Here is a 22,493-nt window from a genome sequence, read left to right as displayed (position 1 = left end):
ATGCGCGTACGCGGGCTCAGTCGCTGTTGCCGGCAACGATGCCCATCACCGCCATCCGCACGGCGATGCCGAACGTGACCTGGTTGAGGATCACCGACTGCGGACCGTCGGCGACCTGCGAGTCGATCTCGACGCCGCGGTTCATCGGGCCCGGGTGCATCACGATCGCGTCGGGCGCGGCGAGCGCGAGGCGCTCCGGCGTCAGGCCCCAGGTCTTGAAGTATTCCTGCGCGGACGGCAGCAGCGCGCCGCTCATCCGCTCGTTCTGCAGGCGCAGCATGATGATCACGTCGACGCCCTTCAGCCCTTCGTCGAGGTTGTGGAACACCTTCACGCCCATCTGTTCGAGGCCGCCCGGCAGCAGCGTGCGCGGGCCGATCGCGCGCACTTCCGGCACGCCGAGCGTGGTGAGCGCATGAATATCGGAGCGCGCGACGCGCGAATGCAGGATGTCGCCGACGATCGCCACGCGCAGCTTCGTGAAGTCGCGCTTGTAGTGACGGATCGTGTACATGTCGAGCAGGCCCTGCGTCGGGTGCGCATGACGGCCGTCGCCGGCGTTGATCACGTGCACGTGCGGCGCGCAGTGCTCGGCGATCAGATACGGCGCGCCGCTCGACGCATGGCGCACGACGAACAGGTCGGCATGCATCGCCGACAGGTTGTTGATCGTGTCGAGCAGCGACTCGCCCTTGCTCGTCGACGACGCGTTGATGTTCAGGTTCAGCACGTCGGCCGACAGGCGCGTCGCGGCGATCTCGAAGGTCGTGCGCGTACGCGTCGAGTTCTCGAAGAACAGGTTGAACACCGACTTGCCGCGCAGGAGCGGCACCTTCTTCACCTCGCGGTCCGTCACGCTGACGAACTGCTCGGCCGTATCGAGAATGTGGTTGACGATCGAGCGCGGCAGCCCCTCGATCGACAGCAGGTGTTTCAGCTCGCCGTTTTTCGTGAGCTGCGGGTTGCCCTTCAGGAAACCGTAGCGGAACCGCTCGGGGCTCGCGGTCGCAGCGGGATTGCCGGTGCGGCCAGTGGTGTCGGTAGTCATGGTGTGCGTGATTCCAACTATGCAAACGGGCCGCGGTACGAACCGGCGGCCCGGGATACGGTTTCGCGGTTCGGTCAGGCGCCGTGCGCCTCGATGCGCAGCGTCAGCTGCGCGGCTTCGTCGCGCGCGAGCACGAGCGTCGCATCGGCCGGCACGTCGAGCGTGCCGCCCGCGAAGCGCGCGGCGACCGGCAGCTCGCGGCCGCCGCGATCGGCGAGCACCGCGAGCTCGACCGCGGCCGGACGGCCGTAGTCGAACAGTTCGTTGAGCGCGGCGCGCACGGTGCGTCCGGTGTACAGCACGTCGTCGACGAGCACGATGCGCGCGCCGTCGACGTCGAACGGCAGCGACGTCGGGCTCGCCTGGCTGTGCAGCCCCTTCTTCGCGTAGTCGTCGCGATGCAGCGCGACGTTCACGACGCCGAACGCCGGCGCGCCGAGATCGCGCGCGAGGCGCTCGGCGAGCCACGCGCCGCCGCTGTAAATGCCGGCGAGCCGCGGGCCGCCCGGCTCGGCGAAGGCCGTGCCGTATGCGTCGCGGATCTGGTCGAGCAGGACGCGGTAGAGCGCGTCGGCGTCAATGGTGCTCATGGTCGGACAATTGATCGAGATACTGTTGAAGGATCACGCGCGCGGCCTCGGCGTCGAGCATCTCGGCACGTGCGCGCCCGCGCACGTTGCGCTCGCGCAGCCCGGCCTCGGCCTCGACCGACGAATAGCGTTCGTCGACCCACGTGACGGGCAGCCCGAAGCGGCCGTTCAGCTGGTTGCCGAAGCGCTTCGCCTGCTGCGTCATGTCGTGCGGCGTGCCGTCCGGATGCATCGGCAGGCCGACGACGAGCGCGTCGGGCCGCCATTCGGCCAGCAGTTCGCCGACCGCCTTGAAGCGGTGCTCGCGGTTCAGGTTGGGAATCACGACGAGGGCACGGGCCGAGCGCGTCAGCGCATTGCCGATCGCGACGCCGATTCGCTTTTCGCCGTAGTCGAACGCCAGGAGCGTCGCATCGCGCGCGCTCGCGCCACTCATGCGTGCCCTGCTTCGCCGGACAGCATCGACGAGCTGACGCCGAGCAGGCCCAGTGCGGCTTCGAAGCGTTCCTCGGCCGGCGTGTCGAACACGATGCGGGGATCGGCGGCCACGGTCAGCCAGCCGTTGCGGGAAATTTCTTCCTCGAGCTGACCGGCGCCCCAGCCTGCATGGCCGAGCGTCAGCAGGAAGCGTTTCGGGCCGGTGCCCGTCGCGACCGCCTCGAGCACATCCTTCGACGTCGTCATCTCGAGCCCGCCCTCGACCGACATGGACGAGTTGTAGTTCGCGCCCTCGACCGGCTCGTGCAGCACGAAGCCGCGCTCGGTCTGGACCGGGCCGCCGAAGTACACGGGGATGTGCAGCAGCGGCTCGATGTCGAGCTTCAGGTCGATGCGGTTGAACAGCGATTCGAGGTCGATGTCGGTGGGACGATTGATGACGAGGCCGAGCGCGCCGCGCTCGCTGTGATCGCAAAGATAGACCACCGTTCCCGAAAACGTCGGATCCGCCATGTTCGGCATGGCGATCAGGAACTGGTTGGTGAGATTGATGCGATCGGAAGGCTTTGACATGGTTTGAATTTTAGCAAAGACGCCGCGACCTGACCGGGCCGCGATCAACAAGCAACGCCGCGCGACGCTGGCAACGACGGCGCGGATCACACGGCACTCTAACACGCGCGCGGGCGCTGTCGGCAGCGTGTTGCCGGCCCGCGCGACAAGGGCTGCCGCTGCGGTCGCGCCCCGTTGTGCGTCAGGTCCGGCCGAGCGCCGCGCCGAGCGCCCCGGACGCCGCGGTCAGGTCCGGCGGCGCCACCCCCGCGGCGATCTTCAGCAGCGCGGCGCGCAGCATGTCGGACGCGCGGGCGTGTGCATCGAGCCCGCCGTCGGCGAGCGGCATGCCGTGCGCGGCGCGGCGCCACGCGAGCCCGAGCGTGTCGGCCAGCAGCGCCGCATGACCGAGCCCGAGCGCGCACGCGGCCGTACCGACCCGGTAGGCGGCCGCGGATGCGCGCCATGCAGCCCCCGCATCGGCCGCGGCCGGATCGACGGCCAGATCGGCCATCGACGCGTCGGCCGTCTGCAGGAAATCCTCATACGCATGCGCGTTGACGGTCACGACGCCGAGCGCACGGGTCGGCGCGACGGCAACCGCGTCGTGCTCGGCCCGCGCGGCGTCGGCCTCCCACAGCGCCTCCGACGCGGGCGTGCCGGCGACATGCCAGTCCACGGTCAACCCATAGTCGTGCAGCACGTCGACGAGCGCGACGTCTTCCGCGGCTGCGCCGAACAGCGCGAAATCGCGCCACAACAGCGCGACCGTCTCGCGCACGAGCTCGGGCGGCGCGCTGCGCCGCCGGCCCTGCGCCTGCTCGCCGAGCAGCAGGTTCGTCCGCGCGAGAAAGCGCTTCAGTTCGGGCGCGCCGGTTGCGCGCAGCGCACGCTGGCACGCTGCCGCGAGCCGCCAGAAATCGTACGGGCCATCGTCGGCCAGCGCAGCCTGCATCGCACCGAGTTCGTCGAGCGCGGCGTCGGGCGCGCCGTGCTGCGCACGCAGCACGCCGAGCAGCGCCTGCTCGTAGCGGGCGCGTACCCGGGTCGCGATCTCCTCGGGCAGTACGCGCAGCGTGGCCTGCGGCACCGCGCGACCGACGAGCGCGAGCGCGTCGAGCGGCGTGCTCGCACGCAGGTCGGCGGCGCTCTGCGCACGCAATGCACGGAAATGATCGAAGAGAACGGACGAACAGGCGAGTTCGCGCAGGTTGTGGCGGCCGACGGCCGCGCGGAAGTCGCGCAGCGCGGCCCGCCAGCCGGCCGAAGTCGGCTCGGCGGCGACGAGCGGCACGGCGGCCGACAGTTGCCCGGCGAAACGGGCGGCCGGCAGCCAGCCGGCCTCCGCCAGCACGGCGGCGGCGGCTGACAGCGGCGCGGCCGCGTCGTCCCGGTGCTCGAATGCGTCGGCGGCTGCCGCGAGCCACGCGTCGGCGGCGCGCACGGCCCCGCCACGCGGATTGGGCAGTGCGTCAGGATGAGAATCGTTGGCCGGATCGGACGTCATGGACACGCGCGCCTGTCATCGTCAAGTCGCTCGCGCCGGCCGCGGCGCGAGAGCGCCGGGCAACCGCGAGGCCGAAGCGGTGTGTCCGTGGGCCAAGGGTCCGGTCAGATCTGGACCATCTCGAAGTCTTCCTTGCGCGCGCCGCATTCGGGGCACGTCCAGTTGATCGGGACGTCTTCCCAGCGCGTGCCCGGGGCGATGCCCTCTTCGGGCAGCCCGGCTTCTTCGTCATAAATCCAGCCACAAATCAGGCACATCCAGCTCTTGTATTCCATCTTAAGCCGCGTCGGGAAAAGTCGGTAAATTCGGGAGCCATGATGGTACCGTGTCGGGGCCGGACTGCCTAGCAATCGCGCTGGAGTACGGCGACTACGTTGCGCTGCGCTAAAAATTCCGTCGTGCGGGCCGGATTCCGCCGCATAATGACTGAAAAGTGCGGCCTGCCGGGCAACACGGGGCCGAAACGCCCACTTCGCCTCGCCGTCCGCAGTTCTGTCGCTTCCCCGTTTTTTTCTTGCCCCATTTCTACATGTCCAGCAACGCCCCTCCGATCGTCCTCACCTTCGGCCTGTCCGATCCCACCGGCGGCTCCGGCCTCCAAGCCGATCTGATGACCCTGGCGAGCATGGGCTGTCACGGCGTGTCCGTCCTGACGGGCTACACCGTGCGCGACTCCGCCGCCTGCGACGAAGTGACCGGCCTCGATCCCGATGTCGTCGCCGCCCAGGCGCGCATGCTGCTCGAGGACATGCCGGTCGCCGCGTTCAAGATCGGCGCCGCGACGCGCGCGGAAGTCGTGAGCGCGATCGCGGAAGTGGTCGCCGACTACGACGGTGTGCCGCTCGTGCTCGCACCGGACTTCACGCTCGACGACGAGCACGTGCTCGCCGCCGACGACCTGCGCGAATCGATCGCCGACCTGCTCGCACCGCAGACGACACTGCTGGTCGCCGACCACGCGACGCTGATCGCGCTCGCGCAGCCGGACGGCGATGCCGAGGCGCCGAATCTCGACGCGGCCGTGTCGCACCTGCTGTCGCAGGGCTGCGAGTACATCCTGTCGTCGGAGACGGGTTCGCACCGGCTCGTCAACACGCTGTACGGCGAGGAAGGCCAGCTTCGCGAAGACATGTGGGATCGCTCGCCGCACCGGCTGATGGGCATCACCGACACGCTCGGCGCGGCGATCGCGGCACTGCTCGCGAACGGCCAGGAGCCGCCCGAAGCGGTGCGCGAGGCGCAGGAATACCTGTACCAGGCCGTCCGCGACGCGTTCCGGCCCGGCATGGGCGCGTACCTGCCCGACCGGTTCTTCTGGGCGCGCAGCAACGATGAGGAAGGCGGGCGTCCGGTGACGGACAGCAGCAAAACCTCGCCGCGAATCGCCCGGCATTGACGCCGCGCGGCGGCCCTGCGCCGCCGTTACGCGCCGCCTGCTCTCGCTCAGGAGCCGCATGTCAGCCCCTTTCGCGTGCGCATAAAAAAAGACCCGCATCGCTGCGGGTCTTTTCTTTTGGCTGGAACGCGCATCGCTGCGCGTTCCGGACACCATCGACCGAAGTCGATTACATGTCCATGCCCATGCCGCCCATGCCGCCCGGCATGCCGCCCGGCATCGGTGCATCTTCCTTCGGCAGTTCTGCGACAGCTGCGTCCGTCGTCAGCAGCAGGCCTGCAACCGAAGCTGCGTTCTGCAGTGCGGTGCGCGTGACCTTGGTCGGGTCGACGACACCGGCTTCGACCATGTCGACGTACTCGCCCGTCGCTGCGTTGTAGCCGTAGTTGCCCTTGCCTGCTGCAACTGCTGCGACCACGACGCTCGCTTCTTCGCCGCCGTTCGTGACGATCTGGCGCAGCGGCTCTTCCATTGCGCGCAGCACGATCTTGATGCCTGCGTTCTGATCGGCGTTCGCGCCGGTCACGCCTGCGATCGCGGTACGTGCACGGATCAGCGCAACGCCGCCGCCCGGGACGATGCCTTCTTCAACGGCAGCGCGGGTTGCGTGCAGCGCGTCTTCGACGCGTGCCTTCTTTTCCTTCATTTCGACTTCGGTCGCAGCGCCGACCTTGATCACTGCCACGCCGCCGGCCAGCTTGGCCACGCGCTCTTGCAGCTTTTCACGGTCGTAGTCCGACGTCGCTTCTTCGATTTGCGTGCGGATCTGCTTGACGCGCGCTTCGATGTTCACGGCTTCGCCTGCGCCGTCGATGATCGTCGTGTTTTCCTTGCCCACTTCGATGCGCTTCGCCTGGCCCAGTTCAGCCAGCGTTGCCTTCTCGAGCGTCAGGCCGGTTTCTTCCGCGACGACCTGACCGCCGGTCAGGATCGCGATGTCTTCCAGCATCGCCTTGCGACGATCGCCGAAGCCCGGCGCCTTGACCGCAACGGTCTTCAGGATGCCGCGGATGTTGTTGACGACCAGCGTTGCGAGCGCTTCGCCTTCGACGTCTTCGGCGATGATCAGCAGCGGACGGCCTGCCTTCGCGACTTGTTCGAGCACCGGCAGCAGATCGCGGATGTTCGACACCTTCTTGTCGTGCAGCAGCACGAACGGGTTTTCGAGGACGGCGACTTGCTTGTCCGGGTTGTTGATGAAGTACGGCGACAGGTAGCCGCGGTCGAACTGCATGCCTTCGACGACGTCGAGTTCGTCGGCCAGCGACTTGCCGTCTTCGACGGTGATCACGCCTTCCTTGCCGACCTTGTCCATCGCTTCAGCGATGCGATCGCCGATCGACGAGTCGCTGTTCGCCGAGATCGAGCCGACCTGTGCGATTTCCTTGTTCGTCGTGCACGGCTTGCTGATCTTCTTCAGCTCTTCGACAGCCGCTGCGACTGCCTTGTCGATGCCGCGCTTCAGGTCCATCGGGTTCATGCCCGATGCGACGTACTTCATGCCTTCGCGAACGATCGATTGCGCGAGGACGGTTGCCGTCGTCGTGCCGTCGCCTGCGTTGTCGCTGGTCTTGGAAGCGACTTCCTTGACCATTTGCGCGCCCATGTTCTGGAGCTTGTCCTTCAGCTCGATTTCCTTCGCGACCGACACACCGTCCTTGGTGACCGTCGGGCCGCCGAAGCTGCGCTCGAGCACGACGTTGCGGCCCTTCGGACCCAGCGTGACCTTGACTGCGTTGGCGAGAATGTTCACGCCTTCGACCATCTTCGAACGGGCGGAATCGCCGAATACGACGTCTTTAGCTGCCATCTTCTAACTCCTTGAATTCTTGGGAATATGTACCGTCAGTGGACGCTTACTTCGCGTTGACCACGGCCATGATGTCTTCTTCGCGCATGACCAGCAGTTCCTGGCCGTCGACCTTGACGGTCTGGCCTGCGTACTTGCCGAACAGGACGCGATCGCCGACCTTCACGTCGAGCGCGATCGGAGCGCCCTTGTCGTCACGCTTGCCCGGGCCGACCGCGAGGATCTCGCCTTGATCCGGCTTTTCAGCAGCGGCTTCGGGGATGACGATGCCCGAGGCGGTCTTGGTTTCTTGATCCAGACGCTTGACGATCACGCGATCGTGCAAAGGACGAAGGTTCATATTCACTCCTCTCTTGACTGAGATTGAAGAACGCTTGGGGAATCTGCCCGGCAAATCGCCCGGCAGAGAATTGTTAGCACTCTCGTGCAGCGAGTGCTAATTATATGGACGGGTTTTGACAAATTCAAGAAGGGGAGCCGGAGGTTTTTTCGTGCGAGGCGGAACGACGGAAAAACGGGGGTGAATCACAAAAATTCAGTTAAAACAATTACATAAGCATCAATCTCGCACACCGGGAGCGGACGGGATACGGGAAATCCCGACCCTCGCCCCAATTTGACACGGGGCGAGCACCGAGTTCCCGCGGTCGTCCGGCATCGCGTGAAAAAGGCAGCTCGGACCCGACAGGGGCCCAAACGGCGGCCACGGGATCGTCACATGTCCGGACAGCCCGCCACTGGCTGGAACGTCCGGCCGTCGGTCACGACCGTCGCGCCGAGCAGTCGCGCGAGGCCTTTCGCGCCTTCGCGCATCACGACGTCGTGATTCCAGGCGAACAGCGGGCGCGCGATCGGCTCCAGCCAGTTCATCCAGCGCTCGCGCGTGCGGATGTGCCAGTCGTAGCGCACGACGGTGCGCGCACCGTCGCCGGCGAACGACCAGCGGCCGTCGCCTTCGATCGCGCCGCTCGCGCGGCCTTCGAGCACATGCGGCCGCTCGACGCGCAGCACGCGCATGTCGAAGGTCAGCCGGTACGGCAACGCACCTTTCCACGTGTATCGCTGCAGCGCGCCGACGCCGCGCGCGTCGCCGCGCTCGATCTCGGCGGTCTGCACGGCACTCTTCCACCAGTCGGGCCAGCGATCGACCTGGTAGATCGCGTCCCAGACAGCCGCGAGGGGCGCGTCCACGCGCCACGTCGTCGAAAACCGGTATTCCGCCATGCTGCCTCCGGCGCGAATCAGAATCGGGATCAAGCGCGCGATCAGGGCGCGAAAAAGCGGGCGGGAAACGCGACGTCGATCTCGACGTCGTCGAGCGTCACCGTTTCGAGCGGCGCGCCGTCGTCATCCGCGAAGCTGACGACCTTCAGCGGAAAGCCGTCCTCGGCGTCCAGCCACAACAGATAGCGATGCACGCCGTCAACCACGTGTGCGGGCGCGCCCGTCACCGATACGCGCAGCGTGGCACGGCCGCCGATGGTTTCCTTGCCTTCCGTCACGGTCGCACCGCCCTGCTGCAGCGCGTGTACGTTACGCAGCAGCACGCCGACATCCGACCGGTCGACGCGATGGCCGCTGCGGTCGCGCAGGAGCGGATTGGACGGCGACAGCGTCAGCGCGGGCAGCGCATGCTCGCCGAACGGGCGCAGCCGCACCTTGCCCGCGTCGGGGTCGTACGCGAGCACCGCGCCGTGATGCGGCGACACGAAGTCCATCCGGACGAAACCGGGTTTCCGGTAGGCATAGTGGAATTCGGCGTGCTCGCCGCTTCGCGCGGACGAGCGGATCGTCGCGCGGTACGAATGGACCTGGTCGAAATGCGACTGCGCGATGGTAACGGGATCGGCTGTCATGCTCGCTCCTATCAGGCTCGCGGCCAGCAATGCGGTGATCACGGCGCCGCCTCGACGTCGAGCACGCCTTCCATTCCGCGCTCGCGATGGCTGCGCAGGAACAGCAGCCGATGCGTGCAATAGTAGGCGAAGCGGCCGGGCGCCGTCGGCGTGAAGCGCAACGTGCGCGGCGTCGTGCCCAGTTCGGTGTGCACCGCGATCCCGGCCTGCGGCGCGTCGATCTCGAAACTGTGCGGCACGACGCCCGGTTCGGCCGATACCGTGAGTTCGACCGGCACGTGCGCGCGGACGATCACGTGGTTCGGGCGAAAGAAATAGCTGCCGCCGACGATCGCCACCCGCTGCACGCCGTCGGCATCGACCGGCACGCGCGCCGGCGCATCGCCGTCCGCCCGCGCGAGCCCGGCGCCCGCCGCAAGCGCCACCGCCGCCATCACCGCCTTCGTGTTCATGTTGGCTCCCTGCCGATGTCGCGCGCGTCACCCCTTCCACGCGTCGGTCGGTCCGCCGAGCGCGCCGCATGCTTCGATCGCGAGCTCGCGCAGCCGTCGTTCGTCGGCGCGTCCGGAGAGCGCATAACCCATGCCGCGATCGGACCAGAAATACGTGTCGCGGCCGCCGGCCGACATCGACTGCGGCGCGAAGCGCCGCGCATCGTAGGCCGTCATGTAGAGCGTCACGCGCTTGCCGTCCGCACGCTGGTACATCAGTTGCGCGGCCGGCCCCGCGTCGCCCGGCAGCAGCCGGCCGCCCAGCAATGCATATCCGTATTCGTCGAGCGACGGCGCGCGCACGGGCCGCCCGAGACGCGCGGACAGCCACGCGGCAAGGCGCGCCGGATCGCGTGCGTCGACCTCGACCGGATGCTCCCGATCGGCCGCGTATACGGCGTACGCGACGTCCGCGCGCGCGGCGAAGGCCGGCTCGGCACCGAACGTCGTCCAGCCCGCGTGCAGCGCGACGCCGATCACCAGCCCGGCCGCCAGTCCCGCGAATGCATGCGCGACGCCGCGCCAGCGCGGTGCGCGCCGCTGCACAAACAGCGCGGGTGCGGCGGCAGGCAGCGGGAACAGCGCGTGCAACGCGTCGCGCTGCGCGCCGTAATGCGCAAACCGGTCGGCTTCGCGCGGATCGGACTGCAGCCGTTCGAGCACCTCGCGGCGCTCCTGTCCGGACAGTTCGCCGTCGAGCAGCGCCGACAGCAATTGCGCCGATGCATCGGCTCCGCCGTCCCGATCATTCGAAGGTTTGCGCGGATCGTCGTCCATCATGTCTTCCCGATCACCCGTAACGCGGCCGCGCCGCGCGCCGGCGACTCGCCGGACAGCAGCGCACGCATCTGTTCACGCGCCCGCGACAACCGCGACATCACCGTCCCCACCGGCACGCCGAGCACCTGTGCGGCTTCGCGGTAACTCAATTCCTCGAGCGCGACCAGGAGCAGCACCTCGCGCTGCTCGACGGGCAGCCGATACAGCGCGCGCTGCACGTCGCGCAGCAGCAGCCCGCCGATCTCGTCGGTCGGCGCGGCCATCGTCTGCCATGGCGCGGTCGCATCGTCGACCGCGATCTCGTGCCGCGCGCGCAACTGGTCGATGAAGCGGTGGCGCAGCAGCGTCAGCAGCCACGCACGCAGGTTTCCGCCGTCGCGCGGCGGCCGGTTCAGCGCGCGCTCGAGCGTGTCCTGCACGAGATCGTCCGCCCAGGCCCGCTCGCCCGTCAGCGCGCGCGCATATCGCGTGAGATGCGGCAGCCACACCAGCAGGTCCGATTCGTAGCTCATCCGGATGCCTCGCGCATCGCCGCGCCGTCAGTCCGTCATTCGGTCCGTCGGTTTCTCAGGGGCGCGCGACGTGCCACATGCCGCCGATCCCGTCGCCGCCGGCATCGCCGGCCTTGCGGTCCATCTTCCAGCGATACAGCGGACGGCCGTGGTAAGCCCATTGCTTCCGACCGTCGTCGCGCGTGACGAGGCTCAGTGCACCCGACGCCTTGTCGTATCCGTCGGCGAGCGCCGGCGGCCAGTTGGCCGCACAGGTGCCGGTGCAGGTGCTCTTGCCCGGCGCGTCGTGATCGAACACGTACAGCGTCATGTGATCTTCGTCGACCAGTTTCCCGTCACCGGCCTGCGGCGGCTCGGCGGCCGCGGGCCGCGCGATCGCGGCCGTCAGCGCGATGGCGAACAGCATCGTCTTCATTCCCGTTCTCCTTGACATGGCATCGCGGCACGGTGGCGCCGGACGGGACGTCGACTTCGTCATGACCATTATCCCGCTGTCCGGCCGCGCCGAGACTCGGTATGTAAACGGACGAAACCGGCCGGTTATTCCATGCCACCCCACAAAGCGACGCCATTCCTCACGGGAAACACATCGGGAACCCAAAGAAAACGCGGCATGACATTGCTGTCATGCCGCGATGTACGACCCGGTGCGCGCGGCGGGCGATGCGCCGCCGCCGCGCGTTCCGGCCGGTTACTTCGGCAATGCGCCAGTCACCGCCTGCAGCAGCGTCGACACCGGCGCGAGCGGGTTGTTCGCGGAGCCGTTGCCCGAGTGCGGCGTGACCGACAGGCTCGGCGTGGAACCCAGCGCCGCGCCCAGCGTCGTGCCGACAGCATTGACGACCGTTGCCGTCGCGTTGCCGGTCGTCGACACCAGCGAACCGGTCGCGCCCGCCGTGCTGCCGGCCGCGCTCGCGCCGGAGCCGAGCAGGCTGCCGCCCGCCGCAGCCGTCGAACCGGCCGCGCCCGACAGCGCGCCGGCCGCCTGCCCGAGGGCTGCCGGACCGTTCGCGAGGGCGCCCGTCACCGAACCGAGTGCACCGGTCAGTGCGCCGGCCGGGTTGCTGCCGCCGGTCAGACCGCTGACGAGGTTCGTGATCGGCGCGATCGGGCTGCCGCCTGCGCCCGACAGCGTGCCGACGACCTGGTTCACGACACCCTGCACCGGGGCCAGCGGGTTCGTGCCGCCGAGGTTGCCGAGTGCGCCCGTCACCGAGTTCACGGCCCCCGTCAGTGCGCCGGCCGGATTGCTGCCGCCGAGCGTGCCGACCACCTGGTTCACGACGCCTTGCACCGGCGCCAGCGGGTTCGTACCGCCGAGGTTGCCGAGTGCACCCGTCACCGAATTGACCGCGTTGCTCAGTGCTGCTGCCGAGTTGCCGCTGCCGAGCGTGCCGACGACCTGGTTCACGACGCCCTGGACCGGGGCCAGCGGGTTTGTGCTACCAAGGTTGCCGAGCGCGCTCGTGACCGAACCGAGTGCGCCGGTCAGCGCGCCGGCCGCGTTGCCACCCGTCGGCAGTGCGTTCTGCAGGCCGCTGACGAGGTTCGTGATCGGCGCGATCGGGCTGCCGCCGCCGGCGCCCGACAACGTGCCGACGACCTGGTTCACGACGCCCTGCACCGGCGCCAGCGGGTTCGTGCCGCCGAGGTTGCCGAGCGCGCCCGTCATCGAGTTCACGGCGTCCGTCAGCGCACCGGCCGGGTTGCCGTTGCCAAGCGTGCCGGCGAGTTGCGTGACGGCGCCTTGCACCGGTGCCAGCGGGCTCGACGCGCCGCCGATGTTGCCGAGCGTCCCGGTGATCGTATTGACCGCGTTGCCCAGCGCACCGGCCGGATTGCCGCTGCCCACCGTGCCCGTGACCTGGTCGACAATGTTCTGGATCGGTGTCAGCGGGTTCGTGCCGCCGACGTTCCCCAGCGCACCCGTGACCGTGCCGAGGGCACCGGTCAACGCACCTGCCGGATTGCCGCCGCCGAGCGCGCCCGTCACTTGATTGACGACACCCTGAACCGGCGCCAGCGGGTTCGTGCCGCCGACGTTCCCCAGCGCACCCGTCACCGTGCCCAGCGCACCGGTCAACGCACCTGCCGGATTGCCGCCACCGAGCGCCCCCGTCACTTGATTGACGACACCTTGAACCGGCGCCAGCGGGTTTGCACCGCCACCCACGTTACCCAGCGCACCCGTCACCGTGCCCAGCGCACCGGTCAACGCACTTGCCGGATTGCCGCCGCCGAGCGCGCCCGTCACTTGATTGACGACGCCTTGAACCGGCGCCAGCGGATTCGCACCGCCACCCACGTTACCCAGCGCACCCGTGACCGTGCCGAGGGCACCGGTCAACGCACCTGCCGGATTGCCGCCACCGAGCGCCCCCGTCACTTGATTGACGACACCTTGAACCGGCGCCAGCGGATTCGTACCGCCACCCACGTTACCCAGCGCACCCGTCATCGTGCCCAGCGCACCGGTCAACGCACCTGCCGGATTGCCGCCACCGAGCGCCCCCGTCACTTGATTGACGACGCCTTGAACCGGCGCCAGCGGATTCGCACCGCCGCCCACGTTACCCAGCGCACCCGTGACCGTGCCCAGCGCACCGGTCAACGCACCTGCCGGATTGCCGCCACCGAGCGCCCCCGTCACTTGATTGACGACACCTTGAACCGGCGCCAGCGGATTCGCACCGCCGCCCACGTTACCCAGTGCACCCGTGACCGTACCAACCGCATTGCTCAACGTCCCCGTCGCCGTGCCCAGCGCACCGGTCAACGCACTTGCCGGATTGCCGCCGGCGAGCGCCCCCGTCACCTGGTTCACCACGCCTTGAACGGGCGCGAGCGGCGTCACCGTGCCGCCAGCGCCGCCGAGCGCGCCTCGCAGCGCGTTCACCGCGCCAGACAACGCCTGCGCCGGATCGCCCAGCGACGTCTGAATCGCGCCCGACCCGCCCGCCGCCACGGTGATCGAACCCAGCGGCGACGTGCCGGTCGCGGCCAGCCCGATCGAGACGCTGTTCGTCGGCGGATTCACGATTACCTGCGGAAGCGGCAGCGCATCGAGCGTCCCCGCGATAGCCGAACCGGAAGCCAGTACCCCGAACACCGTCGCGACCGACAGCGCCACACCCGTCAATTCAATCTTTTGTCCCATCTTTACCCCATCTCGGTTGGCACTACGTTGATAAAGCATGGGGACGGATTGCACGAAGTGTGCCACCCGGATAAAACGGATTGATTCGTTGGCCTATTGCGGACCAATAACGGTTTTATATGGATTTCCGGGCAAATAAATGGGTCGCACGGCCACAATAATCTGACGAATGAGACGTCCAGCGCGCGGATGTAACGTAACGTTTGCGAGGCCCGAAGTAACGTGTTCCGGTACATTCCGTGCCACATCGGGACGTCCGTCGTGAAAGCGCCGCCGGATTGCCCTGGCAGATCGCCTGCTCCGCATTTCATTTTCATGAAAATGCATTAATAAATCACTTGTTTACCGTTTTTCTTATTTCGTGATTTCTTTCCGATCAATTACGCAGATCATTTCCATTTACGCGACTGCGGATAATACGGATAACCAAATGAAAAAATGTGACGGCCGCACTGCGGCGGCCGTCGTATCGAAACGCGCTCAGCCGAAGCGCGCGGGTCGGTACGGATGGGGATCGATGTAGGTCGGCTCGCCCGTCATCATCTCGGCGAGCAGACGCCCGGTCGCGGGGCCGAGCGTCAGCCCGTGGTGGCAATGGCCGAACGCGAACCAAAGATGACGATGGCGCGGCGCAGGCCCGATCACCGGCCGCATGTCGGGCGTGCACGGCCGCATCCCGAGCCATGGTGCCGGATCGAGCCGCTCGCCGATGCCGAACGCGTCGCGCGCTAGCGGCTCGGCGCGCGCGAGCTGCACGCCGGTCGGCGGCGCGCCGCGCAACGCGATCTCGACGCCGGTCGTGAGCCGCAGGCGGCCGCCCTCCATCGGTGCGACGACGAAACCCTCCTCGGTATCGCACACGGGCACGTTCAGCGGCGCGCGGGTCGGTAGGTAATGCATGTGATAGCCGCGCTTGGCGCGCAGCGGAATCCGGTAGCCGAGCGGCGCGAACACGTGATCGGACCACGGCCCGAGCGCGACCACGGCCGAGCGGGCCGCGATCGGCCCATGCTCGGTATCGACCCGCCAGCCGTCGTCCACCTGCGCGAGCGTCGCCGCGTCGCCGCGCACGAACGTGCCGCCGTCATGCTCGAACAGCCGCGCGTACGCCTTCGTCAGGCCCCCGGGGCTCGACACGGTCTTCGGGTCCTGCCAGTGGAATGCGCCGCAGAATGCGTCGCCGATGCCGGGCTCGCGTTCGCGTAACGCGCGCGCGTCGAGGACGCTCATCCGCAACCCGTGCGCGGCGGCCACCCGCTGCTGTGCACGCGTTTCCGCGTCGAACAGCGCCGGTGAACGGAACGCCTCGATCCACCCGCCGTCATGCACGAGCGGTTGCGCGTCGGTGCGCGCGAGCAGCGCGTCGTGCTCGACGACGCTCGCCGCAACGAGCGGCAGCATGTCGCGCGCGGCGGCCGCGAGCCGCTGCGGCGACGATTCGCGCCAGAAGCGCGCGAGCCAGCCCGCATACGCGGGCAATGCCTTGTAGTCCCAATACAGATCGACCGAGCGGTTGCGTGCGTAGCGCAGCAGCGTGCCGAGCCGGCGCGGGAACGCGTACGGCACGACCGACGAGCGCTCGATCAGCCCGGCATTGCCGTGGCTCGTTTCCTCGCCGGGCGCGCGCCGGTCGACGAGCGCGACGCGCAGCCCGCGATCCTGCAGATGCAGCGCCGACGACACGCCGACGATGCCGGCCCCCAGAACGATGACGTCGAAATCCATGCTTCCCCGTACTGCGTCGAGATTCGGTGCGACGCGCGCCGGCACCGCGGCCGGCGCGCGGCCAGGCTTACTTCGCGACGATGTCGCGCTTGAAGTACTTCTGCGACAGCGCACTCAGCGTGCCGTCCTTCTTCAGCGCGTCGAGCGCGCCGACGATCTTCGCCTGCAGCGCCTTGTCGCCCTTGCGCATCCCGAAGCCGGTGCCTTCGCCGAGCGTCGCGGGATCCTTCAGCGCGTCGCCGACGATCTGGTAATCGCGGCCGGCCGGCTTCTCGAGGAAACCGTCCTGCGCGGTCTGCGCTTCCTGCACGGCCGCGTCGAGACGTCCGGCGACGAGATCGGCATAGATCTGGTCCTGGTCCTGATACGACACGACGGCCACGCCCGCATTCGCCCAGTGCGCCTTCAGGAAATCCTCCTGCGACGAGCCCTGCAGCACGCCGACGTGCTTGCCGCGCAGGCTGGCGGCATCGGGCCGCAGCGGCGAGCCGCGGTGCGCGACCATCACGATCGGCACCACGTAGATCGCCGGCGTGAAGTCGATGCTCTGCTTGCGCTTCGCGGTGATGTTCATCGCCGAATTGATCGCGTCGAACTTGCGCGCCTGCAGCGCCGGGATCAGCCCGTCGAACGCATTCTCGACCCACACGCACTTCATGTTCAGCTTCGCGCACACCGCGTTGCCGATGTCGACGTCGAAACCCTGCAGCTGGCCGGCCGGCGTCTTGCTCTCGAACGGCGGATACGCTGCTTCGATCCCGAAGCGCAGCGTGGTCTGTTCCGCGTGGGCCGAGACGGCCGCGCACGCAAGCGCCGCGACGGCGCAGAGGGAAAGCTTCCAGTTCATGACGGATGTCCTTCGATTCCGGATTGAGGCGATGAAGACCGGTCATCGTGCGACGGCACGCCGGTCCGCACGCAAAATATAGACTCTTAGTCTACTATAGACTATAGGGGATACGATAATCGCAAGCTAGATGCAGTGATCGAATCGTCACATCCCATGCTCTACACCATTGATTTATCGACATTTTTACCGTTCCGCATAGCGCGCCTCGGTCCTGAAAAGAAAAATTCGCCAGAATTCCATTGTCTATATTAGACTTTTAGTCCACAACAAACACCGCCGGACACGCTATTTCGAGACTGTCCTGTCCGGCCCCGACCGGAGAAGCCCCATGACGCAACCCGCCCCGACCCTGCCGCTGGTCGTCGACGAAGCCGCGGTGCGCGCGGCGCTGCCGTCGCTCGACGTGCTCGGCACGCTGCGCCGCATGTTCGCGTCGCTCGCGTCGGCCCGCGCGGTGCAGCCGCCGCAGACCCTCACGCTGTTCCCCGAGCAGGCCGGCGATTTCATCACGTATCTCGGCGCGCTCGCCGACGAGCAGGTGTTCGGCGCGAAGCTGTCTCCGTACGTCGTGACGGGCAGCAAACCCGACGGGAAACCGATCGTCACCGCATGGACGGCGCTGATGTCGATGCGCACCGGCCAGCCGCTGATGTGGTGCGATGCGGGACTGCTGACGGTCGAGCGCACGGCCGGCACGACGGCGCTCGCGGTCGACTGCCTCGCACCGCGCGACGCGCGCCGGCTCGCCGTGATCGGCACGGGCGCGGTCGGCCTCGCGCATCTGCGCCACACCGCGGCGTTGCGCGACTGGGCATCGATCAGCGTCCATTCGCCCGCGCTCGCCGGCGACCCGACGCTACAGGCGACGCTTGCGCGGATCGATCCGCGGGCCCGTGCAGCCGCCAGCGTCGAGGCGTGCGTGCGCGACGCGGACGTCGTGATGCTGTGCACGTCGTCGGGCACGCCGGTGCTCGCGGACGGCATGCTCACGCGCCCCGCGCTCGTCACGTCGATCAGCACCAACGTCGCGCGCGCGCACGAGATCCCGCCCGCGTGGTTGCCCGACATGGACGTGTACTGCGACTACCGGCACACGACGCCCGCGAGCGCGGGCGAGATGCAGATCGCGGCGGCCGGGCACGGCTGGACGCCCGAGCGGATCGTCGGCGACCTGCCCGCGCTCGTCGCCGGCACGTGCGCGGCGCCGTCGCGCACGCGTCATGCGTTCTTCCGCTCGATCGGCCTTGGGCTCGAGGACATCGCGATCGCGCACGCGCTGTACACGCATCTGACGCGCGCATGAGCAGCACGCGCGCGCGGGGCCGATACAATGGCGCAACCGCCGCGGCGGCAGCGCGCGGGCGCACGGACCAGCCAGTCGACGGCACGCCGGCGCGCCGTGCCGACGCACCGCCCGGCCCCCGCTCACCCGAGATGGCGATTCCGATGCGCAAGAAGCAATCCCCCGTCAAAGACCTGCTGCTCACCCGCTATGCACCGATCGCCGACGGCATCGCGGCGCTGTTCTTCCCGTATGCGGAAGTCGTGATCCACGACCTGCACGACCAGACCGTGCTGTATCTCGCGAACAACCTGTCGAAGCGCGAGGTCGGCGACGACTCCGCGCTCGAGGAAATCGATCATTCGGCGCGCGAGCGTGTGATCGGTCCGTACGAAAAGCTGAACTGGGACGGCCGGCGGATGCGTTGCGTGAGCAACGTGCTGTTCGACGACGAAGGCCGCCCGGCCGGGATGATGTGCATCAACTTCAACATCGCGGTGTTCGACGACGTCCGCGCGACGCTCGACGTCTTCATCAAGGGCGCGGGCATCGTCGCGCAACCGGACGAGCTGTTCCGCGACGACTGGCAGGAGCGTATCAACACGTTCCTGCACGGCTGGCTGCGCGAGCGGCAGGTCGGCTTGAACGGGCTCACGCGCGAGCACCGGCGCGAACTCGTCGAAGCGCTGTACGCGGAAGGCGCGTTCCGTGGCAAGAGCGCCGCGAACTACGTCGCGAACGTGCTCGGGATGGGGCGCGCGACGGTCTACAAGCACCTGAAGCATCTGAAGGAAACGCAGGGCGACGCGTAAGCAGCGCGGGCGCCGGGCATGCCGCCATCGACAATCGCTACCGGTACACACCATGCGTGTCTATGCTTCGTGAAGCGTCCGGGCCGGCCCGTTCCACCTGGGCGAGACGCCGACGAAGCACCGAAGCACCGAAGCACCGAAGCACCGAAGCACCGAAGCACCGAAGCACCGAAGCACCGAAGCACCGAAGCACCGAAGCATAAAATGATATAGTCCCGGTTACATTTATTTGCCGTCCCGGACCGCCCATGACGACCACCCCTGCCCCGACTGCCCGCCCGACCCTGACCGTCGAAATCTGGTCCGACCTGATCTGCCCATGGTGCTGGATCGGCAAGCGCCGCTTCGACGAGGCGCTCGCCGCATTTGCGCACGCCGAGCACGTCGACGTCGCGCTGCGCGCGTACCGGCTGATGCCGGGCCAGCCGGTCGAACCGGTCGAGGCGATGCTCGCCGGCAAGTACCGGATGTCGCCCGCGCAGGTCGACCAGATGCTGCGCCAGGTGACCGATGCGGCCGCGAGTGTCGGGCTCCGCTACGACCTGCCCGGCACGTTCGTCGGCGACACGCTCGACGGTCACCGGCTCGTGAAGCTCGCGGAAACGACCGGCCGTGCGCATGCGCTGACCGAGCGGCTGTACCGCGCGTATTTCTGCGAGCACGGCTCGCTGTTCGACCACGCGGCGCTGATCGACTTCGCGGTCGAAGCGGGGCTCGAGCGCTCGGCCGTCGAAGCTGTGCTGCGCAGCGACGCATACCGTGACGAAGTCGAGGCCGACATCGCGCACGCGGCGCAGATCGGCGGACGCGGCGTGCCGCTGTTCGTGTTCGGCGGCCGTTACGCGGTATCGGGCGCGCAGCCGACCGACGTGTTCGCGCAGGCACTCGAGCAGGCGTGGCGCGATAGCGCCATCGTCGAATTCGCCGGCGACGCCGCCGCATGCGGCCCCGACGGCTGCGAACTGCCGCCGCGCGGATAACCTCCCGGCGCCGTGCGCCGCCGCTACGCGTCGCTCCTGCCATAAACCGGCAGGAAGCGCGCGCGAATGACGTCTACAATGCAGCCTTTCAAATAACTATCAGAGAGAAGGCGGCCAGCCCATGACCCACGGGATCCACGGCGAGAAGCGCTGGTACGCGCTGATCGTCCTCTGCCTCGGCGTGCTGATGATCGTGCTCGACAGCACGATCGTCAACGTTGCGCTGCCGTCGATCATCACCGACCTCCATTTCACCGAGACGGCCCTCGTGTGGGTCGTCAACGCATACCTGTTGACGTTCGGCGGCTGCCTGCTGCTCGGCGGCCGGCTCGGCGACCTGTACGGCCAGCGGCGCATGTTCCTCGCCGGCCTCGTCGTGTTCACGCTCGCATCGCTCGCCTGCGGCCTCGCGCAGTCGCAGACGATGCTGATCGCCGCGCGCGCGGTGCAGGGCTTCGGCGGCGCGATCGTGTCGGCCGTGTCGCTGTCGCTGATCATGAGCCTCTTCACCGAACCGGGCGAACGGGCGCGCGCGATGGGCGTCTACGGCTTCGTCTGCGCGGGCGGCGGCAGCATCGGCGTGCTGCTCGGCGGGCTCTTGACGAGCACGCTGTCGTGGCACTGGATCTTCCTCGTCAACCTGCCGATCGGCATCGCGGTCTATGCGATGTGCGTCGCGCTGCTGCCGCGCATGCGCGCGCCGGCCGGCGCCGCGCGGCTCGACGTCGCGGGCGCGATCACCGTGACCGCGTCGCTGATGCTCGCGGTCTACGGGATCGTCGGCGGCAACGAGGCCGGCTGGCTGTCGACGCAGACCGTCGTGCTGATCGGTGCGGCCGTCGTGCTGCTCGCGCTGTTCATCGCGATCGAGGCGCGCGTCGCGCATCCGCTGATGCCGCTCACGCTGTTCGCCGCGCGCAACGTCGCGCTCGCGAACGTGATCGGCGTGCTGTGGGCGGCGGCCATGTTCGCGTGGTTTTTCCTGTCCGCGCTCTACATGCAGCGCGTGCTCGGCTACGGGCCGCTGCAGGTCGGGCTCGCGTTCCTGCCGGCGAACCTGATCATGGCCGCGTTCTCGCTCGGGCTGTCGGCGCGGATCGTGATGCGCTTCGGCATCCGCGGCCCGATCGCGGCCGGCCTGCTCGTCGCGGCCTGCGGCCTCGCGCTGTTCTCGCGCGCGCCGGCGGACGGCAGCTTCGTCTGGCACGTGCTGCCGGGCATGACGCTGCTCGGCATCGGCGCCGGCGTCGCGTTCAATCCGGTGCTGCTCGCCGCGATGAGCGACGTCGACCCGGCCGATTCGGGGCTCGCGTCAGGCATCGTCAACACCGCATTCATGATGGGCGGCGCACTCGGCCTCGCCGTGCTCGCGAGCCTTGCGGCCGCCCGCACCGATGCGCTCGCGGCCGCGCACGCCGCGCCGCTCGACGCGCTGAACGGCGGCTACCACGCGGCCTTCGCGTTCGGTGCGGCGTTCGCCGCCGCCGCCGCGCTGATCGGCCTTGCGCTGCGCATCCGGCCGCAGAACGGCGTCGAAGGCGTCGGCCCCGCGATGCACTGACCGTCGGCAGGCGGCGCCGGTCGCCGGCATCGCACCGGGGCGCGCACTGTCGCGCCCTTTTTTGCGCGCGCCGGGGCGCGGCGCGCATTCCCGTTTCATCATACCTTTCGGGCCGATCGCGTAATCGGCCCCGCCGTCGATCGAACGCCCGTTTCACGCCCCGCCAGCCGCCCGCCGCACGGGCCTTCGCGGCCGATTTTTAACGCAGTCGTACATCCACCCGCCACATTTGCGACAATGGCGGACTTTGACGCGCGCGCAGTGGCCGCGCGCCGCCGCCGAACGCCGCATAACCGCCTGCTTCCGATGTCGCTTCCCCATATCGATCTGCTGTACTCCCTGTCCGGCCTGTTCGTCGGCATCCTCGTCGGCCTGACGGGCGTCGGCGGCGGTTCGCTGATGACACCGATCCTCGTGCTGCTGTTCGGCGTCCACCCGGCGACAGCGGTCGGCACCGACCTGCTGTACGCGGCCGCGACCAAGGCGACCGGCACGCTCGTCCACGGCCTGAAGGGGTCGATCGACTGGCGTATCACGGGCCGGCTCGCGGCCGGCAGCGTCCCGGCCGCGGCGCTCACGCTGTGGTGGCTGCACACGCACGGGATGAACACGCCGGGCACCGCGCGCATGATCCAGCTCGTGCTCGGCATCGCGCTGCTGCTCACGTCGCTTGCGCTGATCTTCCGTCCGCAATTGACCGCGTTCGCCGCGCGCAACCCGCTCGCGCCGAGCCCTGCGCGCACGCTGTGGTCGACCGTGCTGACGGGCGCCGTGCTCGGCGTGCTCGTGTCGATGACGTCGGTCGGCGCCGGCGCGATCGGCGTCACCGTGCTGCTGCTGCTGTACCCGACGCTCGCGACCACGCGCATCGTCGGCTCCGACATCGCGCACGCGGTGCCGCTCACGCTCGTCGCGGGCATGGGCCACTGGCTGCTCGGCTCGGTCGACTGGTCGATGCTGCTGTCGCTGCTGCTCGGCTCGCTGCCCGGCATCGTGCTCGGCAGCCTGCTGTCGGCGCGCGCGCCCGAGCGGCTGCTGCGCAACCTGCTCGCCGCGACGCTCGTCGCGGTCGGCGTGCGGCTCGTGCTCGCGTAGGCGCGCCGCCGGGCGCCTCCTTCAGCCGCCGGCATCGCCATGCGCTGAAAA

Annotated in this window: 23 protein-coding genes; 6 read left to right on the top strand and 17 right to left on the bottom strand. The window is 68.5% G+C overall.

The window, feature by feature from the left end; genetic code table 11:
* Nucleotides 1-16: 16 nt before the first annotated feature.
* From LGM71_RS01535 to LGM71_RS01510, 6 genes are all read right to left on the bottom strand, one after another.
* Complete coding sequence (locus LGM71_RS01535; RefSeq protein ID WP_059608134.1) at nucleotides 17-1,048, bottom strand: aspartate carbamoyltransferase catalytic subunit; 1,032 nt, start codon at nucleotides 1,046-1,048, stop codon at nucleotides 17-19.
* A gap of 74 nt (nucleotides 1,049-1,122) precedes the next feature.
* Nucleotides 1,123-1,638: a bifunctional pyr operon transcriptional regulator/uracil phosphoribosyltransferase PyrR gene (gene pyrR, locus LGM71_RS01530; RefSeq protein ID WP_059681461.1), complete on the bottom strand. Its 516-nt coding sequence runs from the start codon at nucleotides 1,636-1,638 to the stop codon at nucleotides 1,123-1,125.
* Nucleotides 1,625-2,074, bottom strand: a complete 450-nt coding sequence (gene ruvX / locus LGM71_RS01525) for a Holliday junction resolvase RuvX (RefSeq protein WP_059820149.1) — start codon at nucleotides 2,072-2,074, stop codon at nucleotides 1,625-1,627. Before ruvX ends, pyrR begins: the two co-directional genes overlap by 14 nt.
* The gene (locus LGM71_RS01520) at nucleotides 2,071-2,649 is read right to left on the bottom strand and encodes a YqgE/AlgH family protein (protein WP_006751106.1); all 579 of its coding nucleotides are present in this window, start codon (nucleotides 2,647-2,649) and stop codon (nucleotides 2,071-2,073) included. Before LGM71_RS01520 ends, ruvX begins: the two co-directional genes overlap by 4 nt.
* 181 nt (nucleotides 2,650-2,830) lie before the next feature.
* Entirely contained in the window at nucleotides 2,831-4,135 is a 1,305-nt protein-coding gene (locus tag LGM71_RS01515; protein WP_226113699.1) for a hypothetical protein, read from the bottom strand.
* 104 nt (nucleotides 4,136-4,239) lie between these two features.
* Entirely contained in the window at nucleotides 4,240-4,410 is a 171-nt protein-coding gene (locus tag LGM71_RS01510; RefSeq protein ID WP_004186709.1) for a rubredoxin, read from the bottom strand.
* 254 nt (nucleotides 4,411-4,664) lie between these two features.
* Here LGM71_RS01510 and LGM71_RS01505 point away from each other — a divergent pair, with 254 nt between their 5' ends.
* On the top strand, nucleotides 4,665-5,531 hold the full coding sequence (locus LGM71_RS01505) for a hydroxymethylpyrimidine/phosphomethylpyrimidine kinase (protein ID WP_059608131.1): 867 nt from the start codon (nucleotides 4,665-4,667) through the stop codon (nucleotides 5,529-5,531).
* A 169-nt stretch (nucleotides 5,532-5,700) separates the two neighbouring features.
* Here LGM71_RS01505 and groL read toward each other — a convergent pair whose 3' ends face one another.
* The 11 genes from groL to LGM71_RS01450 all read right to left on the bottom strand — a co-directional run bounded on the left by groL (nucleotide 5,701) and on the right by LGM71_RS01450 (nucleotide 16,709).
* Nucleotides 5,701-7,341, bottom strand: coding sequence for a chaperonin GroEL (gene groL / locus LGM71_RS01500; protein WP_059611329.1), 1,641 nt, complete (start codon nucleotides 7,339-7,341; stop codon nucleotides 5,701-5,703).
* Nucleotides 7,342-7,387: 46 nt separating this feature from the next.
* Nucleotides 7,388-7,681 carry a co-chaperone GroES gene (locus LGM71_RS01495; RefSeq protein WP_011544732.1) on the bottom strand — a complete coding sequence of 98 codons (294 nt, stop codon included), beginning with the start codon at nucleotides 7,679-7,681 and terminating at the stop codon, nucleotides 7,388-7,390.
* A gap of 374 nt (nucleotides 7,682-8,055) precedes the next feature.
* A complete protein-coding gene (locus LGM71_RS01490; protein WP_059608129.1) occupies nucleotides 8,056-8,565 on the bottom strand; it encodes an SRPBCC family protein in 510 nt (169 codons plus the stop codon).
* Nucleotides 8,566-8,606: 41 nt separating this feature from the next.
* Nucleotides 8,607-9,239, bottom strand: coding sequence for a LolA family protein (locus tag LGM71_RS01485; RefSeq protein ID WP_226113697.1), 633 nt, complete (start codon nucleotides 9,237-9,239; stop codon nucleotides 8,607-8,609).
* Nucleotides 9,236-9,649 carry a quinol oxidase gene (locus tag LGM71_RS01480; RefSeq protein WP_226113696.1) on the bottom strand — a complete coding sequence of 138 codons (414 nt, stop codon included), beginning with the start codon at nucleotides 9,647-9,649 and terminating at the stop codon, nucleotides 9,236-9,238. The genes LGM71_RS01485 and LGM71_RS01480 overlap by 4 nt, the downstream gene beginning before the upstream one ends.
* Before the next feature lie 27 nt (nucleotides 9,650-9,676).
* On the bottom strand, nucleotides 9,677-10,465 hold the full coding sequence (locus LGM71_RS01475; RefSeq protein WP_226114235.1) for an anti-sigma factor family protein: 789 nt from the start codon (nucleotides 10,463-10,465) through the stop codon (nucleotides 9,677-9,679).
* The gene (locus LGM71_RS01470; protein WP_059608125.1) at nucleotides 10,465-10,980 is read right to left on the bottom strand and encodes a sigma-70 family RNA polymerase sigma factor; all 516 of its coding nucleotides are present in this window, start codon (nucleotides 10,978-10,980) and stop codon (nucleotides 10,465-10,467) included. The genes LGM71_RS01475 and LGM71_RS01470 overlap by 1 nt, the downstream gene beginning before the upstream one ends.
* Nucleotides 10,981-11,035: 55 nt before the next feature.
* Nucleotides 11,036-11,395: a hypothetical protein gene (locus LGM71_RS01465; RefSeq protein ID WP_059608124.1), complete on the bottom strand. Its 360-nt coding sequence runs from the start codon at nucleotides 11,393-11,395 to the stop codon at nucleotides 11,036-11,038.
* A gap of 276 nt (nucleotides 11,396-11,671) precedes the next feature.
* Entirely contained in the window at nucleotides 11,672-14,137 is a 2,466-nt protein-coding gene (locus LGM71_RS01460) for a beta strand repeat-containing protein (protein WP_226113694.1), read from the bottom strand.
* Between the two features lie 480 nt (nucleotides 14,138-14,617).
* Nucleotides 14,618-15,862, bottom strand: a complete 1,245-nt coding sequence (locus LGM71_RS01455) for an NAD(P)/FAD-dependent oxidoreductase (protein ID WP_226113692.1) — start codon at nucleotides 15,860-15,862, stop codon at nucleotides 14,618-14,620.
* A gap of 67 nt (nucleotides 15,863-15,929) precedes the next feature.
* Nucleotides 15,930-16,709 (bottom strand): ABC transporter substrate-binding protein, encoded by a 780-nt coding sequence (locus LGM71_RS01450; RefSeq protein ID WP_226113690.1) that lies wholly within the window; start codon nucleotides 16,707-16,709, stop codon nucleotides 15,930-15,932.
* A gap of 331 nt (nucleotides 16,710-17,040) precedes the next feature.
* On the opposite strand from LGM71_RS01450, the gene LGM71_RS01445 reads away from it, so the two are divergent.
* The 5 genes from LGM71_RS01445 to LGM71_RS01425 all read left to right on the top strand — a co-directional run bounded on the left by LGM71_RS01445 (nucleotide 17,041) and on the right by LGM71_RS01425 (nucleotide 22,442).
* Nucleotides 17,041-18,015 carry an ornithine cyclodeaminase family protein gene (locus tag LGM71_RS01445; RefSeq protein ID WP_226113688.1) on the top strand — a complete coding sequence of 325 codons (975 nt, stop codon included), beginning with the start codon at nucleotides 17,041-17,043 and terminating at the stop codon, nucleotides 18,013-18,015.
* The gene (locus LGM71_RS01440) at nucleotides 18,012-18,806 is read left to right on the top strand and encodes a transcriptional regulator (RefSeq protein ID WP_059604541.1); all 795 of its coding nucleotides are present in this window, start codon (nucleotides 18,012-18,014) and stop codon (nucleotides 18,804-18,806) included. Before LGM71_RS01445 ends, LGM71_RS01440 begins: the two co-directional genes overlap by 4 nt.
* A gap of 248 nt (nucleotides 18,807-19,054) precedes the next feature.
* Nucleotides 19,055-19,786, top strand: coding sequence for a DsbA family oxidoreductase (locus LGM71_RS01435; protein WP_151052242.1), 732 nt, complete (start codon nucleotides 19,055-19,057; stop codon nucleotides 19,784-19,786).
* Nucleotides 19,787-19,907: 121 nt separating this feature from the next.
* Nucleotides 19,908-21,347 (top strand): DHA2 family efflux MFS transporter permease subunit, encoded by a 1,440-nt coding sequence (locus LGM71_RS01430; protein WP_226113687.1) that lies wholly within the window; start codon nucleotides 19,908-19,910, stop codon nucleotides 21,345-21,347.
* A gap of 306 nt (nucleotides 21,348-21,653) precedes the next feature.
* A complete protein-coding gene (locus LGM71_RS01425; protein ID WP_059604564.1) occupies nucleotides 21,654-22,442 on the top strand; it encodes a sulfite exporter TauE/SafE family protein in 789 nt (262 codons plus the stop codon).
* The last annotated feature ends 51 nt before the right edge of the window (nucleotides 22,443-22,493 follow it).

Source organism: Burkholderia sp. AU33545, from assembly GCF_020419685.1.
GTDB lineage: Bacteria > Pseudomonadota > Gammaproteobacteria > Burkholderiales > Burkholderiaceae > Burkholderia > Burkholderia diffusa.
Note: the sequence above shows the minus strand (reverse complement) of the source record. Positions and strands in the feature narration are given on the sequence as shown.